19 protein-coding genes are annotated in these 19,983 nt (G+C 64.5%); 10 read left to right on the top strand and 9 right to left on the bottom strand.

Annotated elements, in window-relative coordinates:
- The first annotated feature begins 91 nt into the window (after positions 1–91).
- The gene (locus tag H289_RS0104755; RefSeq protein ID WP_029104794.1) at positions 92–457 is read left to right on the top strand and encodes a DUF427 domain-containing protein; all 366 of its coding nucleotides are present in this window, start codon (positions 92–94) and stop codon (positions 455–457) included.
- A gap of 9 nt (positions 458–466) precedes the next feature.
- Positions 467–1,363, top strand: a complete 897-nt coding sequence (locus H289_RS0104750) for a DNA-3-methyladenine glycosylase family protein (RefSeq protein WP_020099608.1) — start codon at positions 467–469, stop codon at positions 1,361–1,363.
- Here H289_RS0104750 and aqpZ read toward each other — a convergent pair.
- Positions 1,360–2,091: an aquaporin Z gene (gene aqpZ / locus H289_RS29725; protein ID WP_036420127.1), complete on the bottom strand. Its 732-nt coding sequence runs from the start codon at positions 2,089–2,091 to the stop codon at positions 1,360–1,362. The two genes, H289_RS0104750 and aqpZ, sit on opposite strands and share 4 nt — an antisense overlap.
- A gap of 549 nt (positions 2,092–2,640) precedes the next feature.
- Here aqpZ and gltB point away from each other — a divergent pair.
- Positions 2,641–7,248 carry a glutamate synthase large subunit gene (gene gltB / locus H289_RS0104740; RefSeq protein ID WP_020099606.1) on the top strand — a complete coding sequence of 1,536 codons (4,608 nt, stop codon included), beginning with the start codon at positions 2,641–2,643 and terminating at the stop codon, positions 7,246–7,248.
- Positions 7,241–8,707, top strand: coding sequence for a glutamate synthase subunit beta (locus H289_RS0104735; RefSeq protein WP_020099605.1), 1,467 nt, complete (start codon positions 7,241–7,243; stop codon positions 8,705–8,707). The genes gltB and H289_RS0104735 overlap by 8 nt, the downstream gene beginning before the upstream one ends.
- 100 nt (positions 8,708–8,807) lie before the next feature.
- Here H289_RS0104735 and H289_RS0104730 read toward each other — a convergent pair whose 3' ends face one another.
- The 4 genes from H289_RS0104730 to H289_RS32835 are packed head-to-tail and all read right to left on the bottom strand — an operon-like array spanning position 8,808 to position 12,369.
- Complete coding sequence (locus H289_RS0104730) at positions 8,808–10,220, bottom strand: 9-bladed beta-propeller domain-containing protein (protein WP_155944032.1); 1,413 nt, start codon at positions 10,218–10,220, stop codon at positions 8,808–8,810.
- The gene (locus H289_RS29720) at positions 10,207–10,686 is read right to left on the bottom strand and encodes a hypothetical protein (protein ID WP_020099603.1); all 480 of its coding nucleotides are present in this window, start codon (positions 10,684–10,686) and stop codon (positions 10,207–10,209) included. The genes H289_RS0104730 and H289_RS29720 overlap by 14 nt, the downstream gene beginning before the upstream one ends.
- Positions 10,683–11,009: an ESX-1 secretion-associated protein gene (locus H289_RS0104720; RefSeq protein WP_020099602.1), complete on the bottom strand. Its 327-nt coding sequence runs from the start codon at positions 11,007–11,009 to the stop codon at positions 10,683–10,685. The genes H289_RS29720 and H289_RS0104720 overlap by 4 nt, the downstream gene beginning before the upstream one ends.
- A complete protein-coding gene (locus tag H289_RS32835) occupies positions 10,999–12,369 on the bottom strand; it encodes an EspA/EspE family type VII secretion system effector (RefSeq protein WP_155944031.1) in 1,371 nt (456 codons plus the stop codon). Before H289_RS32835 ends, H289_RS0104720 begins: the two co-directional genes overlap by 11 nt.
- Before the next feature lie 248 nt (positions 12,370–12,617).
- Here H289_RS32835 and H289_RS0104715 point away from each other — a divergent pair, with 248 nt between their 5' ends.
- Positions 12,618–13,409: a polysaccharide deacetylase family protein gene (locus H289_RS0104715; RefSeq protein ID WP_029104793.1), complete on the top strand. Its 792-nt coding sequence runs from the start codon at positions 12,618–12,620 to the stop codon at positions 13,407–13,409.
- 531 nt (positions 13,410–13,940) lie between these two features.
- Here H289_RS0104715 and H289_RS0104705 read toward each other — a convergent pair.
- The gene (locus tag H289_RS0104705; protein WP_020099599.1) at positions 13,941–14,792 is read right to left on the bottom strand and encodes an LLM class F420-dependent oxidoreductase; all 852 of its coding nucleotides are present in this window, start codon (positions 14,790–14,792) and stop codon (positions 13,941–13,943) included.
- Positions 14,793–14,864: 72 nt separating this feature from the next.
- On the opposite strand from H289_RS0104705, the gene H289_RS0104700 reads away from it, so the two are divergent.
- From H289_RS0104700 to H289_RS0104685, 4 genes are read left to right on the top strand one after another with little or no spacing between them, the layout of a single operon-like run.
- Positions 14,865–15,869, top strand: a complete 1,005-nt coding sequence (locus H289_RS0104700; protein WP_020099598.1) for a PHP domain-containing protein — start codon at positions 14,865–14,867, stop codon at positions 15,867–15,869.
- A 10-nt stretch (positions 15,870–15,879) separates the two neighbouring features.
- Positions 15,880–16,302, top strand: coding sequence for a hypothetical protein (locus H289_RS0104695; RefSeq protein ID WP_020099597.1), 423 nt, complete (start codon positions 15,880–15,882; stop codon positions 16,300–16,302).
- Between the two features lie 28 nt (positions 16,303–16,330).
- Positions 16,331–16,651: a DUF4333 domain-containing protein gene (locus tag H289_RS29715; RefSeq protein WP_081633308.1), complete on the top strand. Its 321-nt coding sequence runs from the start codon at positions 16,331–16,333 to the stop codon at positions 16,649–16,651.
- Complete coding sequence (locus tag H289_RS0104685; RefSeq protein ID WP_196809981.1) at positions 16,617–17,039, top strand: hypothetical protein; 423 nt, start codon at positions 16,617–16,619, stop codon at positions 17,037–17,039. Before H289_RS29715 ends, H289_RS0104685 begins: the two co-directional genes overlap by 35 nt.
- A gap of 2 nt (positions 17,040–17,041) precedes the next feature.
- On the opposite strand, the gene H289_RS29710 is transcribed toward H289_RS0104685, so the two are convergent.
- A complete protein-coding gene (locus H289_RS29710) occupies positions 17,042–17,512 on the bottom strand; it encodes a hypothetical protein (RefSeq protein ID WP_155944030.1) in 471 nt (156 codons plus the stop codon).
- A gap of 224 nt (positions 17,513–17,736) precedes the next feature.
- Between H289_RS29710 and H289_RS0104675 the strand changes: the two genes are divergently transcribed.
- Positions 17,737–18,060 carry a WXG100 family type VII secretion target gene (locus H289_RS0104675; protein ID WP_029104792.1) on the top strand — a complete coding sequence of 108 codons (324 nt, stop codon included), beginning with the start codon at positions 17,737–17,739 and terminating at the stop codon, positions 18,058–18,060.
- Positions 18,061–18,091: 31 nt separating this feature from the next.
- On the opposite strand, the gene H289_RS0104670 is transcribed toward H289_RS0104675, so the two are convergent.
- Together H289_RS0104670 and H289_RS32235 are read right to left on the bottom strand one after the other, a co-directional pair.
- Positions 18,092–18,637 carry a hypothetical protein gene (locus H289_RS0104670; protein ID WP_081633307.1) on the bottom strand — a complete coding sequence of 182 codons (546 nt, stop codon included), beginning with the start codon at positions 18,635–18,637 and terminating at the stop codon, positions 18,092–18,094.
- Entirely contained in the window at positions 18,634–19,920 is a 1,287-nt protein-coding gene (locus H289_RS32235) for a C2 family cysteine protease (protein WP_081633306.1), read from the bottom strand. Before H289_RS32235 ends, H289_RS0104670 begins: the two co-directional genes overlap by 4 nt.
- Positions 19,921–19,983 lie beyond the last annotated feature (63 nt).

Below are 19,983 nucleotides of genomic sequence, written 5' to 3'. Positions count from 1 at the left end.
TAGCTGTCGTCTGATGGCTGGGCCTGTCACTGGTGACAGGCCCAGCGTCATGCCGGGAATCGGCGCCGCCGGGAAAGGTGTTGCACTGAACATGACCGAGCGTCCCGTGCTCACGCCCAGTGCGTCGCACCCCATCACCATCACGCCGACCGCCGGGCGCGTGACCGTCACGGTCAACGGCCGGGTGGTAGCGGACACCAGTGATGCGCTGACTCTGCAGGAGTCGAATTACCCAGCGGTGCAATATGTTCCGCTCGCCGACGTCGACCGGGCGGTGCTGACCCGAAGCGCGACCACCAGCTACTGCCCGTACAAGGGTGACGCCGGCTACTACCACGTCGGCGACGTCGAGGACGTCATCTGGACCTACGAGCAGCCGTACCCCGCGGTCGCGGAGATCGCCGGCCGGGTGGCGTTCTATCCGGACAAGGCCGACATCGTGGTGCGTCCCGCTTAACCTGAATCCGTGCCCACCGCCAGCCTGGCCCTGGACGGCCCGGCCGGCCTCGGCCTGACGTTGTCGCCGCTGCGCCGCGGCGGGACCGATCCGACCTTCCGGACCGCCGACGGCGTGATCTGGCGGACGAGCCTGATGCGCACCGGCGGGGTCACCGCACGGCTCAGCTCGCCCGACCTCAGGACCGTCGACTGCGAGGTGTGGGGTGACGGCGCCGCCGAGTTTCTGGACCGCCTGCCCGCGACGGTCGGTGTCGAGGATGACGCGACGGGTTTCGACCCGGCGGAGCCGACCGTCGCCGAAGCCTGGCGCCGGGTTCCACACCTGCGCTTATGCCGCACCGGGCGGGTGTTGGAGGCGCTGATCCCGGCGATTCTCGAGCAGCGGGTGCACGGCATCGACGCCTGGAGTGCGTTCCGCACGCTGACCACGCGGTACGGCGCGCCGCCCCCGGGCCCGGCGCCGGCCGGGATGCGGTTGCCCCCGACCGCCGATGCCTGGCGGCGCATCCCGTCCTGGGAATTTCACCGGGCCAACGTGGATCCAGGCCGGGCCCGGACCCTGGTCGGCTGCGCGCAGCGGGCCGACGCGCTCGAGCGGTTGACAGCCGAGACCGCGACGACGGCGCTGATGTCGTTGCCGGGCGTGGGGGTGTGGACGGCGGCCGAAACCGTGCAGCGGGCCTTCGGCGACGCCGACGCGCTCTCGGTCGGTGACTATCACCTCGCGAAGATGGTCGGCTGGACGTTGCTGGGCCACCCGATCGACGACGCCGCGATGGTCGACTTGCTGGAACCGCTGCGGCCGCACCGGTACCGGGCGGTGCGGCTGCTCGAGGTCAGCGGCCTGGCGCGCAATCCGAGATTCGGTGCGCGCCAGGCGATTCCGAACCTGAAGAAGATCTAGTCCCGATCGGGTTCCGAGGCCGTGCCGAACAACAGCGGATAGGCGACGCCCGCGATGGCGGCTCCTACCAGCGGCGCCAGCCAGAACACCCACAGCTGAGTCGGCGCCCCATTGCCGTTGAAGAACGCGACGCCGGTCGAGCGGGCGGGGTTCACTGAGGTGTTGGAGATCGGGATCGAGATCAGGTGGATCAGGGTCAGGGAGAGGCCGATGGACAGTCCGGCGAAGCCCTTCGGGGCCCGGGCGTCGGTGGAACCCAGGATCACGAACAGGAACATCGCGGTCAGGACGATTTCGGTGATGAGCACCGACGCCAGGCCGAAATGTTCCGGTGAGTGGTCACCGAAACCGTTCGCGGCCATGTTGCCGGTTGCCGACCAGTCCTTCTGGCCGCTGCCGATCCAGTAGATGACGCCGCCGGCGATGAAGCCGCCGATGACCTGGGCGATCCAGTACGCCGGCAGCGCCTTCCACTCGATCCGGCGGGCCAGGGCCGCGCCGAGCGTGACCGCCGGATTGAAATGACCTCCCGAGACACTGCCGAAGGCGTAGACGCCCGTGAGCACTGTGAGTCCGAAAGCGATTGCGACACCGAGGAATCCGATGCCGATCGAGGTGTGTTCGGTGGGATTGGCGGCGAAGACCGCGGCGCCGCAACCGCCGAGCACCAGCCAGAAGGTGCCGACGGCCTCCGCCGCCAGCTTGTGTGTCATCGTGGGAGCACTCATTTGGTCGAACCCTCCAATTCCAGTCGAAAAAGCCGGGTCAGCAAACAGCATTTCGAGCGTCTCACCGCTGGTCGGCCGGGAGGCCCGCTGTTGCTGAATAGCAGCTCAAAGGTGACCGGCGGTTGCTCGGCGGCGGGCGCTGAATCTAAGAATCTGAGCAATCTTTGCAGCAAATAACGATTTGGCAACAACCTGTGAATATGTGATTTGCAGCAAAACAAATTCGGGTGCGGTGACCAGTGGTGCAGGTGGGCTCCGTCTGGGTGTGACCAGAAACGATTGGCGAAAACGCAAGTGCTTCAATAAAATTGGCCCTACCGACCGGTAGCTTTCGAGCGCTGCGAGACGTAGTCGCAGCAACCTCATTAGGTCTGCCTAAGTTGGCATGTCAGGCCGGGTTTGTCATATCGTTTTGTCTCAATCGAGGCGAGCGGGACGGCCCGTCGTTCAGTGCTGCACGCTGGCATACCGTCGCTCAGTCCGCTGACGCCGTTGAAAGCGGCGGTCAAGCGATGCTTCGTAAAGAAGATGGTGAAGGGTTAGGTGGGAATGGCGCCGCAGCACGGCGGACCCAGCAAGGTCGGGCTGTACAACCCCGCGAATGAGCACGACGCCTGTGGCGTCGCCATGGTCGCGGACATTCACGGACGTCGGAGCCGCGACATCGTCGACAAGGCGATCACGGCACTGCTGAACCTGGAGCACCGCGGTGCTGCAGGTGCCGAGCCGAACACCGGCGACGGCGCAGGCATCCTGCTGCAGGTTCCCGACGAATTCCTCCGCGCCGTGTGCGCCGAGGAAGGCTTCGAGCTGCCCGCCGAGGGCAGCTACGCCACGGGCATCGCCTTCCTGCCGCAGTCGGCCCGCGACGCCAAGCTGGCGTGCGAGGCCGTGGAGAAGATCGTCGAAGCCGAGGGCCTGCAGGTCCTGGGCTGGCGCGACGTGCCGTTCGACGAGTCGTCGCTCGGCGCCCTGGCGCGTGACGCCATGCCGACCCTGCGCCAGATTTTCATCGCCGGCGCCGACGGCATGCAGCTCGAGCGCCGCGCCTACGTCATCCGCAAGCGGGCCGAGCACGAGCTGGGCACCAAGGGCCCGGGCCAGGACGGCCCCGGTCGCGAGACGGTGTACTTCCCGAGCCTGTCGGGCAAGACCATCGTCTACAAGGGCATGCTCACCACCCCGCAGCTCAAGGCGTTCTACCTGGACCTGCAGGACGAGCGGATGAAGAGTGCGCTGGGCATCGTGCACTCGCGCTTCTCGACCAACACGTTCCCGTCGTGGCCGCTGGCGCACCCGTTCCGCCGGGTCGCCCACAACGGTGAGATCAACACCGTCAACGGCAACGAGAACTGGATGCGGGCCCGTGAGGCGCTCATCCACACCGACGTGTTCGGGTTCCACAACGACCTGAACAAGATCTTCCCGGTCTGTACGCCGGGCGCCTCGGACACCGCACGGTTCGACGAGGCGCTCGAACTCCTGCACCTGGGTGGACGTCCGCTGCACCACGCCGTGCTGATGATGATCCCCGAGGCGTGGGAACGCAGTGAGACCATGGACCCCGCCCGTCGGGCGTTCTACCAGTACCACTCGTCGCTCATGGAGCCGTGGGACGGCCCGGCGTCGGTGTGCTTCACCGACGGCACCATCGTCGGCGCGGTCCTGGACCGCAACGGCCTGCGTCCCTCGCGCATCTGGGTCACCGATGACGGCCTGGTCGTCATGGCCTCCGAGGCCGGCGTCCTGGATCTGGACCCGTCGACCGTCGTCAAGAAGATGCGCCTGCAGCCCGGCCGCATGTTCCTCGTGGACATGGCCGAGGGCCGGATCGTCGACGACGAGGAGATCAAGGACAAGCTGGCGGCCGAGCACCCCTACCAGGAGTGGCTCGACAACGGCCTGTTCCACATCGACGACCTGCCTCCGGGCGACTACGTCAAGATGCCGCACCACCGCGTGGTGCTGCGCCAGCAGGCGTTCGGCTACACGAACGAAGAGGTCACCCAGCTGATCGTGCCCATGGCCCGTACCGGCGCCGAGGCGCTGGGCTCCATGGGTACCGACACCCCGATCGCTGTGCTGTCGCAGCGGCCGCGGATGCTCTACGACTACTTCCAGCAGCTGTTCGCCCAGGTCACCAACCCGCCGCTGGACGCCATCCGCGAAGAGGTCGTCACCAGCCTCTCGGGCGTCATCGGCCCCGAGGGTGACCTGCTGAACCCGGACGAGAACTCGTGCCGCCAGATCGTCGTGCCGCAGCCGATCCTGCGCAACGGTGACCTGTCCAAGCTGATCTGCGTCGACCCCGACCATGAAATCCGGGGCCGCAAGCACGGCATGCGCGCCGCGGTCATCAGCTGCCTGTACCCCGTCGCCGACGGTGGAGAAGGTCTGCGCCGCGCCCTGGAGGACGTCCGCACCAAGGTGTCGCAGGCCATCCGCAACGGTGCCCGCATCATCGTGCTGTCGGACCGTGAGTCCAACGAATGGCTCGCGCCGATCCCGTCGCTGCTGTCGACGGCGGCCGTCCACCACCACCTGGTCCGGGAGCGCACCCGCACCCAGGTCGGCCTGGTGGTCGAGTCCGGTGATGCCCGCGAGGTGCACCACATGGCCATGCTCGTGGGTGTCGGCGCTGCCGCCATCAACCCGTACATGGCCTTCGAGACCGTCGAGGACATGGTCGACCGCGGTGTCATCACCGGTCTGACCAGCGACCAGGCCAAGGCCAACTACGTCAAGGCCGCCGGCAAGGGTGTGCTGAAGGTGATGTCCAAGATGGGCATCTCGACGCTGGCCTCCTACACCGGCGCCCAGCTGTTCCAGGCCGTCGGCATCAGCCAGCGCGTGCTCGACGAGTACTTCACCGGCATCTCCTGTCCGACCGGCGGCATCGACCTCGACGACATCGCGGCCGACGTCGCGGCGCGGCACAGCCTCGCCTACCTCGACCGGCCCGACGAGTGGGCCCACCGCGAACTCGAGGTCGGCGGCGAGTACCAGTGGCGCCGCGAGGGCGAGTACCACCTGTTCAACCCGGACACGGTGTTCAAGCTGCAGCACTCCACCCGCACCGGGCAGTACTCGGTGTTCAAGGAGTACACCAAGCTGGTCGACGACCAGAGCGAGCGCATGGCCTCCCTGCGTGGCCTGTTCACCTTCAAAGAAGGTGTGCGCGAACCGATCTCGATCGACGAGGTCGAGCCCGCCAGTGAGATCGTCAAGCGGTTCTCCACCGGCGCGATGAGCTACGGCTCGATCTCGGCCGAGGCCCACGAGACGCTGGCCATCGCCATGAACCGCCTTGGCGGACGGTCGAACTCGGGTGAGGGCGGCGAGAACGTCGAGCGCTTCGACCGGGACGCCAACGGCGACTGGCGGCGCAGTGCCATCAAGCAGGTCGCGTCGGCCCGCTTCGGTGTGACGTCGCACTACCTGACGAACTGCACCGACATCCAGATCAAGATGGCCCAGGGCGCCAAGCCCGGTGAGGGCGGTCAGCTTCCGGGGCACAAGGTGTACCCGTGGGTGGCCGAGGTACGGCACTCGACCCCGGGTGTCGGCCTGATCTCGCCGCCGCCGCACCACGACATCTACTCGATCGAGGATCTGGCGCAGCTGATCCACGACCTGAAGAACGCCAACCCCGAGGCCCGCATCCACGTGAAGCTGGTGTCCGAAAATGGTGTGGGAACGGTGGCAGCCGGTGTCTCCAAGGCGCACGCCGACGTGGTGCTCATCTCCGGGCACGACGGTGGCACCGGTGCGACCCCGCTGACCTCGCAGAAGCACGCGGGCGCGCCGTGGGAGCTGGGCCTGGCCGAGACGCAGCAGACCCTGCTGCTCAACGGTCTGCGCGACCGCATCGTCGTGCAGGTCGACGGTCAGCTCAAGACGGGCCGCGACGTCGTCGTCGCCGCGCTGCTGGGCGCCGAGGAATTCGGTTTCGCCACCGCACCGCTGGTGGTCTCGGGCTGCATCATGATGCGCGTCTGCCACCTGGACACCTGCCCCGTGGGTGTGGCCACCCAGAACCCGGTGCTGCGCGAGCGGTTCACCGGCAAGCCGGAATTCGTCGAGAACTTCTTCCTGTTCATCGCAGAAGAGGTCCGCGAACTCATGGCGCAGCTGGGCTTCCGCACCATCAACGAGATGGTCGGCCAGGTCGGCGCGCTGGACACCAGCAAGGCCGTCGCCCACTGGCGCGCGCAGAAGCTGGACCTGACCCCGGTGCTGTACGAACCGGAGTCGGCCTTCATGAAGCAGGATCTGTACTGCACGTCGAGCCAGGACCACGGTCTGGACAAGGCGCTCGACCAGCAGCTGATCGCCGAGTGCCGGGACGCCATCGAGTCCAAGGTGCCGGTGAGCCTCGCCATGAAGATCACCAACGTGAACCGCACCGTCGGCACCATGCTGGGCCACGAGGTCACCAAGGTTCATGGCGGCCAGGGTCTTCCGGACGGCACCATCGACATCACGTTCGACGGCTCGGCGGGCAACAGCTTCGGCGCGTTCCTGCCCAAGGGCATCACCCTCCGGGTGAACGGCGACGCCAACGACTATGTCGGCAAGGGTCTTTCGGGCGGACGCATCGTGGTGCGCCCGTCGAAGAACGCGCCGGCCGGGTATGTGGCCGAGGAGAACATCATCGGCGGCAACGTGATCCTGTTCGGTGCCACCAGCGGGCAGGCTTTCCTGCGCGGTGTGGTGGGCGAGCGGTTCGCGGTGCGTAACTCGGGCGCCGTCGCGGTCGTCGAGGGCGTGGGCGACCACGGCTGCGAGTACATGACCGGTGGCAAGGTCGTCATCCTCGGTGAGACCGGCCGTAACTTCGCCGCCGGTATGTCCGGCGGTATGGCCTACGTCTACGACCCGAAGGGCGCCCTGCCGGGCAACATCAACGGCGAGATGGTCGATCTCGATGCGCTGGACGCCACGGATGAACTGTGGCTGCACGAGATCATCACCGCCCATGTCGATGGCACCGAATCGGCTGTGGGACAGCGGATTCTGGCCGATTGGCAGAATCAGAAGGAGCAGTTCATCAAGGTGATGCCTCGCGACTACAAGCGGGTACTGGAGGCGATCGCCGGGGCCGAGGCCGCCGGCGAGGACGTCAGCGAAGCGATCATGGCGGCCGCTCGTGGCTGATCCGAACGGCTTCCTCAAGCACACCCACCGCCAGACCCCGGTCCGCCGGCCGGTCGACCTGCGCCTCAAGGACTGGAAAGAGGTCTACGAGGAGTTCTCCAAGGAGACCCTGCAGGTCCAGGCCTCGCGCTGCATGGACTGCGGTATCCCCTTCTGCCACAACGGTTGTCCGCTCGGGAACCTGATTCCCGAGTGGAACGACCTGGTGTACCGGGACCGCTGGCGCGACGGCATCGAGCGCCTGCACGCCACCAACAACTTCCCGGAATTCACCGGGCGGCTGTGCCCGGCGCCGTGTGAGGCGTCGTGCGTCCTCGGCATCAACCAGGACCCGGTGACCATCAAGCAGGTCGAGGTCGAGCTCATCGACAACGCCTTCGACCAGGGCTGGGTCAAGCCGATGATCCCGGACGTGAAGACCGGCAAGAAGGTCGCCGTCGTCGGTTCCGGACCGGCCGGTCTGGCCGCTGCCCAGCAGCTCACCCGTGCCGGACATGACGTGACCGTCCTCGAGCGGGCCGACCGCATCGGTGGTCTGCTGCGTTACGGCATCCCGGAATTCAAGATGGAGAAGCGGCACATCGACCGTCGTCTCGAGCAGATGGCGGCCGAGGGCACGCAGTTCCGGACGAACGTCAACGTCGGCGTCGACATCACCGTCGAGCAGCTGCAGGAAGACTACGACGCAGTGGTCCTGGCCGGCGGCGCGACCGCATGGCGTGACCTGCCGATCCCGGGCCGTGAGCTCGAGGGCATCTACCAGGCCATGGAGTACCTGCCCTGGGGCAACCGGGTGCAACTCGGCGACGACGTCCTCGGCCCCGACGGCGAGCCGCCGATCACGGCCAAGGGCAAGAAGGTCGTCATCATCGGTGGTGGTGACACCGGCGCCGACTGCCTGGGCACCGCCCACCGGCAGGGTGCCGAGAGCGTCCACCAGTTCGAGATCATGCCGCGTCCGCCGGAGGAGCGCGCCGAGTCGACCCCGTGGCCGACCTACCCGCTCATGTTCCGGGTGTCCTCGGCACACGAAGAGGGTGGCGAGCGCGTCTTCTCGGTCAACACCGAGGAGTTCCTGGGCACCGATGGCAAGGTCTCGGCGCTGAAGGTGCACGAGGTCGTCATGAAGGCCGGCAAGTTCGAGAAGGTCGAGGGTTCGGACTTCGAACTCGCGGCGGACATCGTCTTCCTGGCCATGGGCTTCGTCGGTCCCGAGCGTGAAGGCCTGCTGACCGAGCTGGGCGTCGAGCTCACCGACCGCGGAAACGTGGCCCGGGACAACGACTTCCAGACCACCGTGCCGGGCGTCTTCGTCGCCGGTGACATGGGCCGCGGCCAGTCGCTCATCGTGTGGGCCATCGCCGAGGGCCGTGCCGCGGCCGCCGGCGTGGACCGCTACCTGATGGGTGAGTCGGCGCTGCCGAAGCCGATCAAGCCGACGGCTGCGCCGCAGCGCTGATCGGTAAGAAGGCTTCGTTCGCCGGTCCCGGGTTTCCCGGGGCCGGCGAACTGCTATCTGAGCCGGGTGACCAACTCGGTTCCCTCGCGGGTATCGCCCCCTACCGGTTGACGAGCGAGATCAGTTCGGTGCCGTCGTCGGATAGTTGTACGAGGGTGTCTCCGAGCCGTGCCACCGTGCCAAGGGAGCCAGGCGGTCTCGGGATCGACCACGCCACTTCACAGGTGGTGAGGTCGTAGGCCTGAGCAAGCAGCTTCCATTGAGGCGAGGAGCGATCAGTGGGCGCCTGCACGATCACTCTGCCGTCGGTACCGATCGACCGGAAGAAGTCCAAAGCGCACGTAGCGCCTGCCGCGCCGGAACGCATGTCGTATGCCCGATAGACGGGCTGCGCTTCGTCAACGCGGGTCTCACGAACCCATAGTGTGGTCCCGACCAGGTAGGAGTGGCGCGACCGGTTCCCAGAGATCTCCAGAAGCTTGGTTCCGCGGAGGTCGTAGACCGACGTCGCGCGGGCATCCAAGACGGTGATGAGGTTTCCGGCGACTCCGGTCAGGTGCCCCTTGATCTGCTTGGTGCTGAGGGGCTTTCCGTCGAGGTCGAAGAGTTGAACGAACTCGCGATCTGCCTTGGAACTGAACTGCGCCGCGAAGCCACCGTCGAAGAAAGCCCACCCGGTGAAGTCTGCGTCGGTGGGAAACTGCGGGGTCCATTGACGACCGTCTTTGACCGAAAACATCACGGTGCCATCTGGTCCATCGCCGTCTGGGTCGCTGAACGTCACGTCATCCTTGACCTCACCGCCGCTCCCACCCGTATTGGGAATGTGCCAGGTCCGCTCTGCGCGTGCCCCGATCCCGTAGGTGCCGAGGCCCAAGTAGGTGGCTAATAGGTAGTTGGGCGTCCTTTGTGCCTGCGGTTGGGCGCCGTTGGCCAACCGGAGATCGGTCGGCCCGCTATAGGTCATGACACCGGTCTGGCCGTTGATGACCCACGCGGTGGATGGCTCTACGATGTGGTCCGAAACGCATATGACGTCGATGCCGTTGGGGAAACACCTTGGTATCTGGCGACTTTCGCCCATCGACACTGCTCGGAAGAGTGGACGTCCGGTGGCGCCGTCAATCGCGGCAAGCCACCATCGCTCCGGCGGCCCAGGCGTACTGGCTAGCACGTACGTGCGGTTTGAAGTCGTCTTGATGATGGGGTATTCCCACGAGTCTTTGCCAGCGTTGATCCGCGCCTCGGCAGGTAACCCCAGGCCGGTGACAGTGGTCCGCCATCCTGGCGTTGGTCGCAGCCGCAGTGTCGACAGTAGATCCTGCTTGGGCGGGGTCCATCGGGTTCGTGCCCACTTCTCGGCGCCGCCGAGAAACCACCACGAGATTCCGCCTCCAATGACCACTGCCAACAGCGTCGTGATGGCGGCGAGGATCAGTATCCAGCGGCGTCGTCGAACAGTCGGAGCAGTCGCGGCCGGTGGCGAGACGTACACGCCGTCAGTCCTCTTCACGTTCGTACCGTGTGGCGAAGATCCGAGCCTTGTCGGCGAGTGCGGCTTCCATTGAAGGAAGCCCGAGGTCGCGCTCCAGGTAGCTCCGGACGAACGCACGGTCGAGGCCGGAATTGGAGAGCATCCCCGAAATGATCAAGTGCTGTCCGGCCAGGGCGTTCTGTCGGGCTAGCCTCGCGATCAGCGAAATCTCTTCGATCAGTTCATGTTCCGTCATCCTGGCGACTTCAGGAGCGAGTTCAACTCGGTACGGTGCGCCGTTAGAAAGTGCAGCTACCGAGACGGTTCCGAGAGGATTCGTCACAGTGAAAATCAGTGACTCAACGCTGTCGTGGTCACCGTCTGATGTTGCGGCCGAGGCAGATTCATCGGTGTTGGTCACCGGAAACACCCCGCCGTAGAGGGTGTCGAGGATCGATTCGTCTTCGTTGGTGCCAGCGTCCCAGCCGTCGTCAGATGTATTCATCTGGGCATTTGGTGATTGAGCATCTGAGCTCCGGCGGCGTCGGCGTTGCCGTAATAGGCAGACGCGTCGGTAAGCTTGAGGTCGAGCTCGTTCGACACTTTCTGCATCTGCTTGCCGCCGGCGCGGCGGGCGGAGATCGCCGCCGACACCGCCAGATGAGTTGCTTCGCAGGCTATCCCGTGGGTGTCGGACACTTGACGTGCCGGATCGACCAATGACCTGGTCGATCCGGCGATCTGATCCGACGCTTTCCGCTGCTTTTCCGCCAGATGCAGGAGATGTTCGGTCAGGACGACGAGGTTCTTTTCGTGATCACTTGCCATGGGGGTTCGTTCCTTGTGGTTCGGGTTTGGTGGCGTCCGATTGAGCCTCTTCCGTAGGCACGTTGATTGGTGCGCGAGGGCCGGGATTCGCCGGGGCGGCAACTGATGCGGCCTGTGTTGGCGATACTGCGGCCGACTGCGCAGAACCTGGAGACGACACCGGCGCACTGGCCGATGTCGGCATAGGAGCCGTGAATGCCGATGCTGCAGTCGTTGCGGGTGCGGAGGGCGCGGTCCGCTGAGGCTGTGGCGAGAACGCCGCTGGCGCAAGTGGTGTCGTAGGTGCGGCGCTCGGAATCGGTGTCGCGAGCGGTGGTGGTGCTGGTTGTGACGTTGTTGGTGTTGAAGGAGCTGACGGTGCGGATGGCAACGTGGGCATGCCATACGGAGTGGCTGGCGGGCCGCTTGGGACGGGTTCTTCTGGGCTGGGCTCGGTATATGGCTCGTTGGCCTTCGTGCGTCTCGGCTCGGTAGTGCCGTCCTCCGGATTTGGCATGTGAGTCGTGCCATTCGGATTCGTATCACGGCGTGGCAGCTCGTCGTCTGGGATGGGTGGGAATACCCCGTTGCTCGCGGGTTTTCCGGATGTGTCGCGCAGTGCGGTTTCGTACGCATCGAGATGTTCGCGAATGCGCCCTGCGTTCTCGAAACTGTTCTTCACGAGAATCGTCATAGCGGTGCCTGCGGCGGTGACGGTAACAGCGGCTACCGCGGTATCAAGCGCAATCTTGATGGCTCGACCCGGGCCGGTCGCATTGAGATGGACGGTCATGAGGTCGAACTTTCCGAGCCAGTCCTTTTCGTCGTCGAAAGTCTTACGAGTCCGGGTTACCTGGCCGGCCTCTGTATCGAGGACTCCGGCAATCGCGAGGTCGGACGCTTGCACGCCGGATGCGACCCTCCGGTGGGAGGCATTGACTGCGGTATACACCTGGGAGGCCGTGCCGTCCCATCGATCGGTATGTGGGGCTGCGTCGACCAGGGCCTCGACGACCGATTCCAAACGCTTGCTTGATTCACGGAACTCGTCGCCGTCATATGGGGTCCCGGTTCCTGTGGCCTTCTCCAAACCTTCGATGACCATCTTGGCGCCCCACAAGATCTTGGAGCTTGGGTCCGTCGCTTGTGCGCCTTGATATCCCGCCGGTACTGGTGCCACCGATGCGCCGAGCGATCCGAGTCCTTGCACGATGTCAGATCCGTCCGCAATCACCTTGGTGAGATCGCTTGCCGCGGTGGTGTAGTCGCCACGGCTGATGTCACCCACGAAGTGAGTGGTATCGATAACGCCGTTGACGACGCCGCTCGCAATCTTGAATGGGGCCTCGACGATGTCGGTCACTTTTTCGAAAAGTCCCACAAGCCCCCCTTCGGCATTTCCCCATGTCCAGCGTAGCTGCGGACAGCGGTGTGATCTGACGGAGCTTGTGTGTCCGCTGGATGTGACCGCGGACGTCGTTGATAACGACTCGATACCACCGGGTGTGTCGCATGAGGCTGGTGTGACTGAAGTTGCACAATAAATCGGTTCGGGTCCCGATCGACCAGAACTGAATACTTATGGCGAACTACTCCACTGCACCCGGATCCCTGTTCGCCGGCTCTGAGCTGAGCCGGCGACGTTTTCTCGTGGGTTTGTCGGCCTCGGTGGTGGCCGGCGTGGGCCTGGCGCGGTGCGCTGTCGACGGGCCGGCCGCGACCGTGGCCGCGGCGCCGCCGAAGGCTCCGAAGGAACCGGTACAGCGGGGCATGGGATTGGCGTTGCCGGGTGGCGGCGAGCTCAGCAGCCTGCCGGACGTGGCCGGCAATCGTGTGGCGATCACGCTCGATGACGGCGTGAGTTCCGAGGTCGTGCGCGCGTACACCAAGCTCGCGCGGGACACCGGGATGCGGCTGACCTATTTCGTCAACGGCCGCTACCAGTCATGGACCGAGAACCGGGACCTGATGCTGCCGCTCGTGGAGTCGGGCCAGATTCAGCTGGGCAACCACACCTGGTCGCATCCGGACCTGGCGAAACTGTCCAAGGACGAGATCGTCGACCAGTTGGAGCGCAACCACAAGTTCCTGCAGTCGACCTTCGGGGTCGACTCCCGTCCGTACTACCGGCCGCCGTATGGCAGCCACAACGCGACCGTCGACAAGATCGCCGCGGAGCTCGGCTACTCGACGCCGACCATGTGGACGGGATCGCTGGGCGACGAGAACATCGTCACCGAGGACTACATCCTCAAGATGGCGGGCAAGTACTTCACGGAGCAGACGGTGGTCATCGGCCACCTCAACCACCTGCCGGTGACGCACGTGTACGGCCAACTGGTCGACCTGTTGAAGGAACGCAACCTGCGCACCGTCACGCTGGACGACGTGTTCCGGAAGCCGCGTGAACTTCCGGTCTGAGCCGCGTGAGTGACGTAGCTCATATTGTCTGGTGGGTCACTTGCGCGGCTGTCACTCTCTTAAATTAAGAGGGCTTTAAGGGCTTCTTCCGCAACAACAATCACACCAGTCACATCCGACACGCCGCTGTTACTTTCGGCGCGCCTCCAAAGGTTTGCCGATGACCGGCGTTGTAATGAAATCGCGAGGGCCGTGCGATAGTCTGGCCCCACGGTGCAACCAATCGCCGACCGCAGGAGTGATCACCGTGTACAACAACCCGATCTCACGTTCGCGCATGGGACGTATTGCCTGGTCCCTGTTCCGGCACCCGGTCAAGAGCCGCGAGTTTCCGGCGAAGAACGAGCGCCTGGTCACCGCCGCGGACATGGTCCGCTTCGGCGCCTAGCGCTCGATCGACCGCCCTGGCCGACGGTAATCGGCAGTAACGTCAGCTGCTTTGCTGATCGTTATCGATTTGTGACCTCCGCGATAATTAAGAACGCACGCCCGCCCGGAACCGAACTCTCGGTTCCGGGCGGTTGCCGTATCTCAGGCGGTCAGCAGCCCTGAGTCCCGGATCGCTTCGGCCAACGGCTCCAGCACGGCCGGGTCATGCGGTTGGGGGATGTAGATGATCGCCAGGTCCAGGCCCTCAGCGCCCAGGCCCGCAGCCTCGTCGACCACCTTGCGGTAGTCCCGGTCCTGGCCGAGCCGGACGTGCGCCGACAGGGTGATCTCCTTGGGATCCCGGCCGATGTCGGCACAATGCGCGGCGAGCACGTCGCGCTTGCGGGCAAACTCCTCCGGCGTCCCGCCGACGAAGTTCCAGTGATCGGCGTACTTGGCAGTGATCTTCAGAGTGCGCTTCTCGCCGCTACCGCCGATGCAGAACGGCGGATGCGGCTGTTGCGGCCCCTTCGGCTCGTTGCGGGCGTCCTTCAACTGATAGAACTTGCCGTCGAAGGTCGTGGTGTCCTGGCTGAGGAGGCCTTTGAGCACCTCGCAGGCCTCTTCGAAGCGGTCGAACCGCTCCTTGACCGAGCCCAACTCGATGCCATAGGCGCCGGACTCCTCCTCGTTCCAGCCGGCGCCGATGCCCAGCTCCAGCCGGCCGTTCGAGACGATGTCCAGCGCGGATGCCATGTTGGCCAGAACGGCCGGGTGTCGATAGTGGATGCCGGTGACCAGAACGCCGACCCGCAGCCGTTTGGTGGCCTGCGCCAGCGCGGTCAGCGTGACCCAGCCCTCCAGGCAGGGACCGGACGAGTCGGAGAAGATCGGATAGAAGTGGTCGAAGGTCCAGCCGGACTCGAACACGTCGATGTCGTCGGCGGCCTGCCACACGGCGAGCATGTCCGACCAGGTGGTGTCTTGCGGTGAGGTTTTGAAGGCGAATCGCACGCTTACTGAAACTAGTCACGACCGGCTACTAATTCCTGTGAGTTTCCTCCGCGCGTTGGCAGACTGGACGTCATGGACCCGGTGGCCGCGTTGCGAGAGATCGCCTTCTACAAGGACCGCGCACGTGAGGAGTCCCGCCGCGTCATGGCCTACCGCAAAGCCGCGGACGTGGTGGAGGCGCTGACACCCGAACAACGCGAGAAGCTGGGCCGGGCCAATAACTGGCAGACGCTCGCCGGCGTCGGACCCAAGACCGCCGCCGTGATCGCCCAGGCGTGGGCCGGACGGGAGCCTGACGCGCTCGTCCAACTGCGCACGGCGGCAGCCGATTTGGGTGGGGGAGCGCTGCGCACGGCACTGAAGGGCGACTTGCATCTGCACTCGAACTGGTCCGACGGCTCGGCGCCCATCAGTGAAATGATGGCCACCGCACAGCGTTTGGGCCACGGGTACTGCGCGCTCACCGACCACTCGCCGCGGTTGACCGTGGCCAACGGTCTCAGCGCGGACCGGTTACGTCAGCAGCTGGATGTCATCGACGAAATCCGGGACCGGTTCGCGCCGATGCGCATCCTCACCGGCATCGAGGTCGACATCCTTGAGGACGGCTCGCTGGATCAGGAACCCGAGCTGTTGGAGCGGCTGGACGTGGTGGTGGCCAGCGTGCACTCCAAGCTGGCCATGGACGCCGCCGCGATGACCCGGCGCATGGTCCGCGCGGTGTCCGGTGGTCAGGCGAACGTGCTGGGTCACTGCACCGGTCGCCTCGTCGAGGGCTCGCGCGGCACCCGGCCGGAATCGAAGTTCGGCGCGGAAGCGGTGTTCGCGGCGTGCGCCGCCAATGATGTTGCGGTGGAGATCAATTCGCGCCCAGAACGGCGCGACCCGCCGACCCGGCTGCTGAACCTGGCGTTGGACACCGGGTGTCTGTTCTCGATCGACACCGACGCGCATGCGCCCGGCCAGCTGGACTTTCTCGGCTACGGCGCGCAGCGGGCGCTGGATGCCGGTGTGCCGCAGGATCGGATCGTCAACACTTGGCCGGTCGAGCGACTGCTGTCCTGGGCCGCCGCGTAGCGTCGGGCCCATGGTTCTCGGTACCGCAACCGTCATCACGCTTTTCGCCGCCGGCCTGATCTTCCTGCTGGCGCTGGTCCTCGGCATCTGGAAGTACCGGCAGATGGCCGTCAACGCCGACCATCTGGCGCACCCCTACGTCGACATCGCGCACCGGGCCGCGCTGATGTACTCGTTCTCCACCCTGCTGGTGGCGGTGTTCGTGCAGCTCAGTTCCTGGCCGACGTGGGTGAACCTCACGGCCGCAATGGTTTTGGTGTTCTTCTTCGTCGTCGCCATCGCCGCGTACATCCATCATGGGTTCCGGCAGGACACCACCAACCAGTTCGAGCACCCCAGTGGCGGTCTGCACGCCGGGATGGTGGCGCTGATCCTCGGAGAGGTCGGCGGATTCCTGGTGCTGCTGTCGGGATTCGCGGTTGCGCAATTCTGAACTCCGCGGGCGGGCATACTGATTCAGCATGGGCGGTCGATCGACGCTGCGACGGGCTGCGCTGCTCGCCGCAGCATGCGTGCTGACGTCGTGCTCCGTGCACGTCGGGGGCGGAGCCCCCACCATGTCGAAAGCCCAATTGGAGACGGCGGTCAAGAACAACTTGGGCACCAAAACCAGTTCAACCATCGATTCCGTGGTGTGCGACGGCGGTCTCGAGGGCAAGGTAGGAGCGGCACAGACCTGCACCGTGGTCACCGGCGCGAAGTCCCGCCGCGCGATGGTGCGAGCCGTCGACGTCAAGGGATCCAACATTGCCCTCAGCATTGAAATCATCCCCGGACAGTGAACTGCACGGCTTCCTGCTGCAGCTGAACAGTCCAGCGCGCCCGTGGCTGATCCGTGACGGCGCTCCCGAGGGCGTCGACCTGGTGGCCGAGTGGAAGTCCGACGACCCGGACTGGCGGCAGGTACTCGAAGATCTGGCGGTGGCGCTGACCTTCCAGATCCATCTACGACTGGATGCCGAGAACCGGCTCCTGCACGCGGTGGATCACCTGGTCGAATGGCGCCAGGACGCCGAAGGCCAGTGGATCGAGTGTCACGACACCGGTGACCTGCAGCTGTTCTGGTCGGGCAACTCGAACTGCATGCACCACCTGATCACGACCGACGACATCAAGATCCCGATCCAGCAGTGTGTCGCCGACGCGGGATGGACGTACCGGATCGGTTAGCTTCAATACTCGCCTCGCAGGTACCGCGCGTTCGCTTCGGCCTCGGCCTCGGCCGCTTGAGCCGAAGTCGGCAAGTTCATGTATTCGTCGACGTAGTCGCGGGCGGTGTGGCTGTCTGCGCCTTGCCACATCAGCATGTCTTCAACGAGGTTCCGCTGACTGGCCTGGCCCTTCAGCCTGGCCAGCTCGGCGGTGGCGATGACTTCCCGAGCCAGCTCTGCCTCGTCGATGGACGTCACGTGTGGTGCCAGCTCGATACGTTGTAGCCAGCCACTGATGGTCGCCGTCGCAGTGATGGTCTCTGCGGCGTTGGTCACGCTGACAGCGAGCACGATCGGGCCTGTGGTCTCGTCGTCTGGCGTGAGAGCGCGTGCCGAATCGGACACGCTGCCGGACTCGGCTGCCTGGCGGTCGGTGTCGTCCGCTACGACATCGAAGTAACTGGGCGGGGCAACGAAATCGTCGAAATCCACGTCGCTTTCGTCGGCCCAGTCGTCTACGTCATCCGATCGGTCACTGTGCGACATGGACCCCTGAGTGCCTTCTCGAATCCGACGAGATTCTCCTGCTTTTCATGACATTAGCAGCGCTGGCCATTTCGAATCGCGGCGAATTCGTGCCGAGCAGGTGTCCACGGCAGCGTTAATGTGGAGGTGTTCAAGCCGCAGTAGTGCGTACGGCGCGCAAGGGGGAACGCATGAGCGAGTTGAAGGTCGATCCGGCCGAGATTCACACATCAGGTGTCGAGGTGGGTGAGATTGCCGCGAGGACGAGATCGGCATTCGGCGACAGCGACACAGCGATTGCGTCCGCTCAGTCGGGCTGGGTAGGTAGATCCGCCGGCGCCCTTGCGTCGTTGGCCGCGGATTGGCAGGAAGCGACGGCGTTGTATCCCAAGAACCTTGTCGAGCACGGTGAGAAGTTCATCGAAGCCGCAGAGAAATACGTGCAGTCCGACGAATTGGGGGCGGCTTCGGTAAGAAAAGCGGCCCAGGATATTGGGACTCGTTCGCGTAACTGAACACCCTGGTTGGCAAGTTCCTCGATGCCGGTCAGTGGGCGGGCGTCAGCCTGAAGTAGCCATAGATATGGACCTGCTCATCGATTGGCCCCGGCGCAACAGGCTCCTGTAAAGCGACCGCAAGTATTCGGTCGCTGCTGTTCGGTCGCCAGAACTTGCTGTCGCTTCGCCATAGGATGTAAGCAAAGTCGATTTCGCGCTCTGGAGTTTGGCCGGCGCGATCCACTGAGTAGCCTGCACGCTGCAGATATCCGCCCGCCTCGCTGCGAACCGCATCCCAGGCAAACCCGCCCTTGCCGGCCAAGAATCGGTTGTCGGCGACGACGTAGCCGGACTCAACTGTCGAAGCAAACTGCGTCAACGCCTGCTCGGCACGGGTCCGGACTGCCGAATCAACGCTGTCGATCGGAAGCGACGCCCCCCGCATCTGATATTTTTCGTACGGATAGGCGGGAATGTCCGCTAATGGAATGGCCGGCCGCTGAGCAATTCGATACATCATGGTTCCTCCGGCGACAATAACGACGAATGCGACAACGGTAAGAACTATCCACATCTTTTTCGTCGACCGTTTCATCCTAGTGCACCGATGTTGACGACATTGGTGGGGTGATGCCCGTTGATGCCAGGTATTCCAGAGCCGATGAGATCGCCAAGCCTGACAGTGACGATTGGATTCTCATTGTCGCTGTTCCATGGATTGCGTAGCGTGACTTGAGCGTCACTGCCTGTTCCGGTGATCTTTTCAACCATATATGCGTGGCTATTGTGTATCGGGCTGCCATCCGGCGTGCTCCCAATTGTTACAGGTTGGTGGTTGGCCAGGGCCTGTGCAATCTGTTGGTCAAGGTGGTCCCTCGTCAGCCAGACATTCTGTGGATTGATGACTGTGCCTCGGTTTCCGGTGAGAGCCTCCATCGCGTCTTGAGGATAACCGCCCTTACCTATGCCGTTGTCCAGTGCATCTCCGAGACTCCGGTCCGGGGCTTTCAACTTCGCATAGGCGTTCTCCAGAACTGTGGGCCACAGTGGCGCATCAGGCCTGCCATTGTCGAGCCAACTTGCACCGTGATGCGCAATATTGGTGTCGATATCGTCTTGCGTGACAGGGATGTGCCTCCACTGCTTGCCATCCCACAACGTGACATCGAAATTTCCAGACGCCGGGTCGTAGTGTATGCGATCCTTTATCCATTGTGGATTCGCATTGGCGATTGCACCCATTGTGGAATCCAGATAGCAGTCTCCAATGCTGTCTTGATTGACATCGTCAGCAGTTGGATCGTGCGGATACAGATCTTTGTCAGTCCACCGAGGCGGCGGTTTATCATCGCCTTTTCCATCCTCGCCTTGCGTCGGTAGCTTTTCACTGCTTTTCGTCAATGAATCGGCGAGAAGGCCGTCGGCTTGATCGGCCGCCTGTCGGATCTGATCCAGGCTCTGCTGGCCCGCTCTAGTCACGCCCTGCACAAGCGTGCGAAGGGCAGGCGGCAGCGACGATAAATTTGTCGGCGGCAGCACGCGGTTTCCATTGGCATCAACCGTGATGCCGTACTGCCCCAACGTCGACCGCAACTCGCTGAGTTGGCTCTTGACCTGCCTGACCTCGTTGGCTGCGGTCCTGGTAGCTGTGGCAACCGCAGACGCACCCCGGCCGTGTCCGTCCAGACTGTCTGCGTATGCCTGGGTGCGTAACCGCGCAGCGTTGGCGCCAGTACCTTGCCAGCTGTCAAAGGCCGATAACCCTCTCAAGGCGCTATCGGCCTCGGCCGCCGCATTCGCGCGAGCGGTACTTGCCGCACCTACTGCGCTGAGCGAGTCCGGATTCCACTTATCTACGTCTGCAATCGATAGCCCCATCGTGCAGCCGGCCTAGGAGGTGTTCTCGGCCGACTTACCGACCGGACTCGCCCCAACATCGGC

Origin of the sequence: Mycobacterium sp. 360MFTsu5.1 (assembly GCF_000383495.1) — a bacterium.
GTDB classification, from domain to species: Bacteria; Actinomycetota; Actinomycetes; order Mycobacteriales; family Mycobacteriaceae; genus Mycobacterium; species Mycobacterium mucogenicum_B.
Note: the sequence above shows the minus strand (reverse complement) of the source record. Positions and strands in the feature narration are given on the sequence as shown.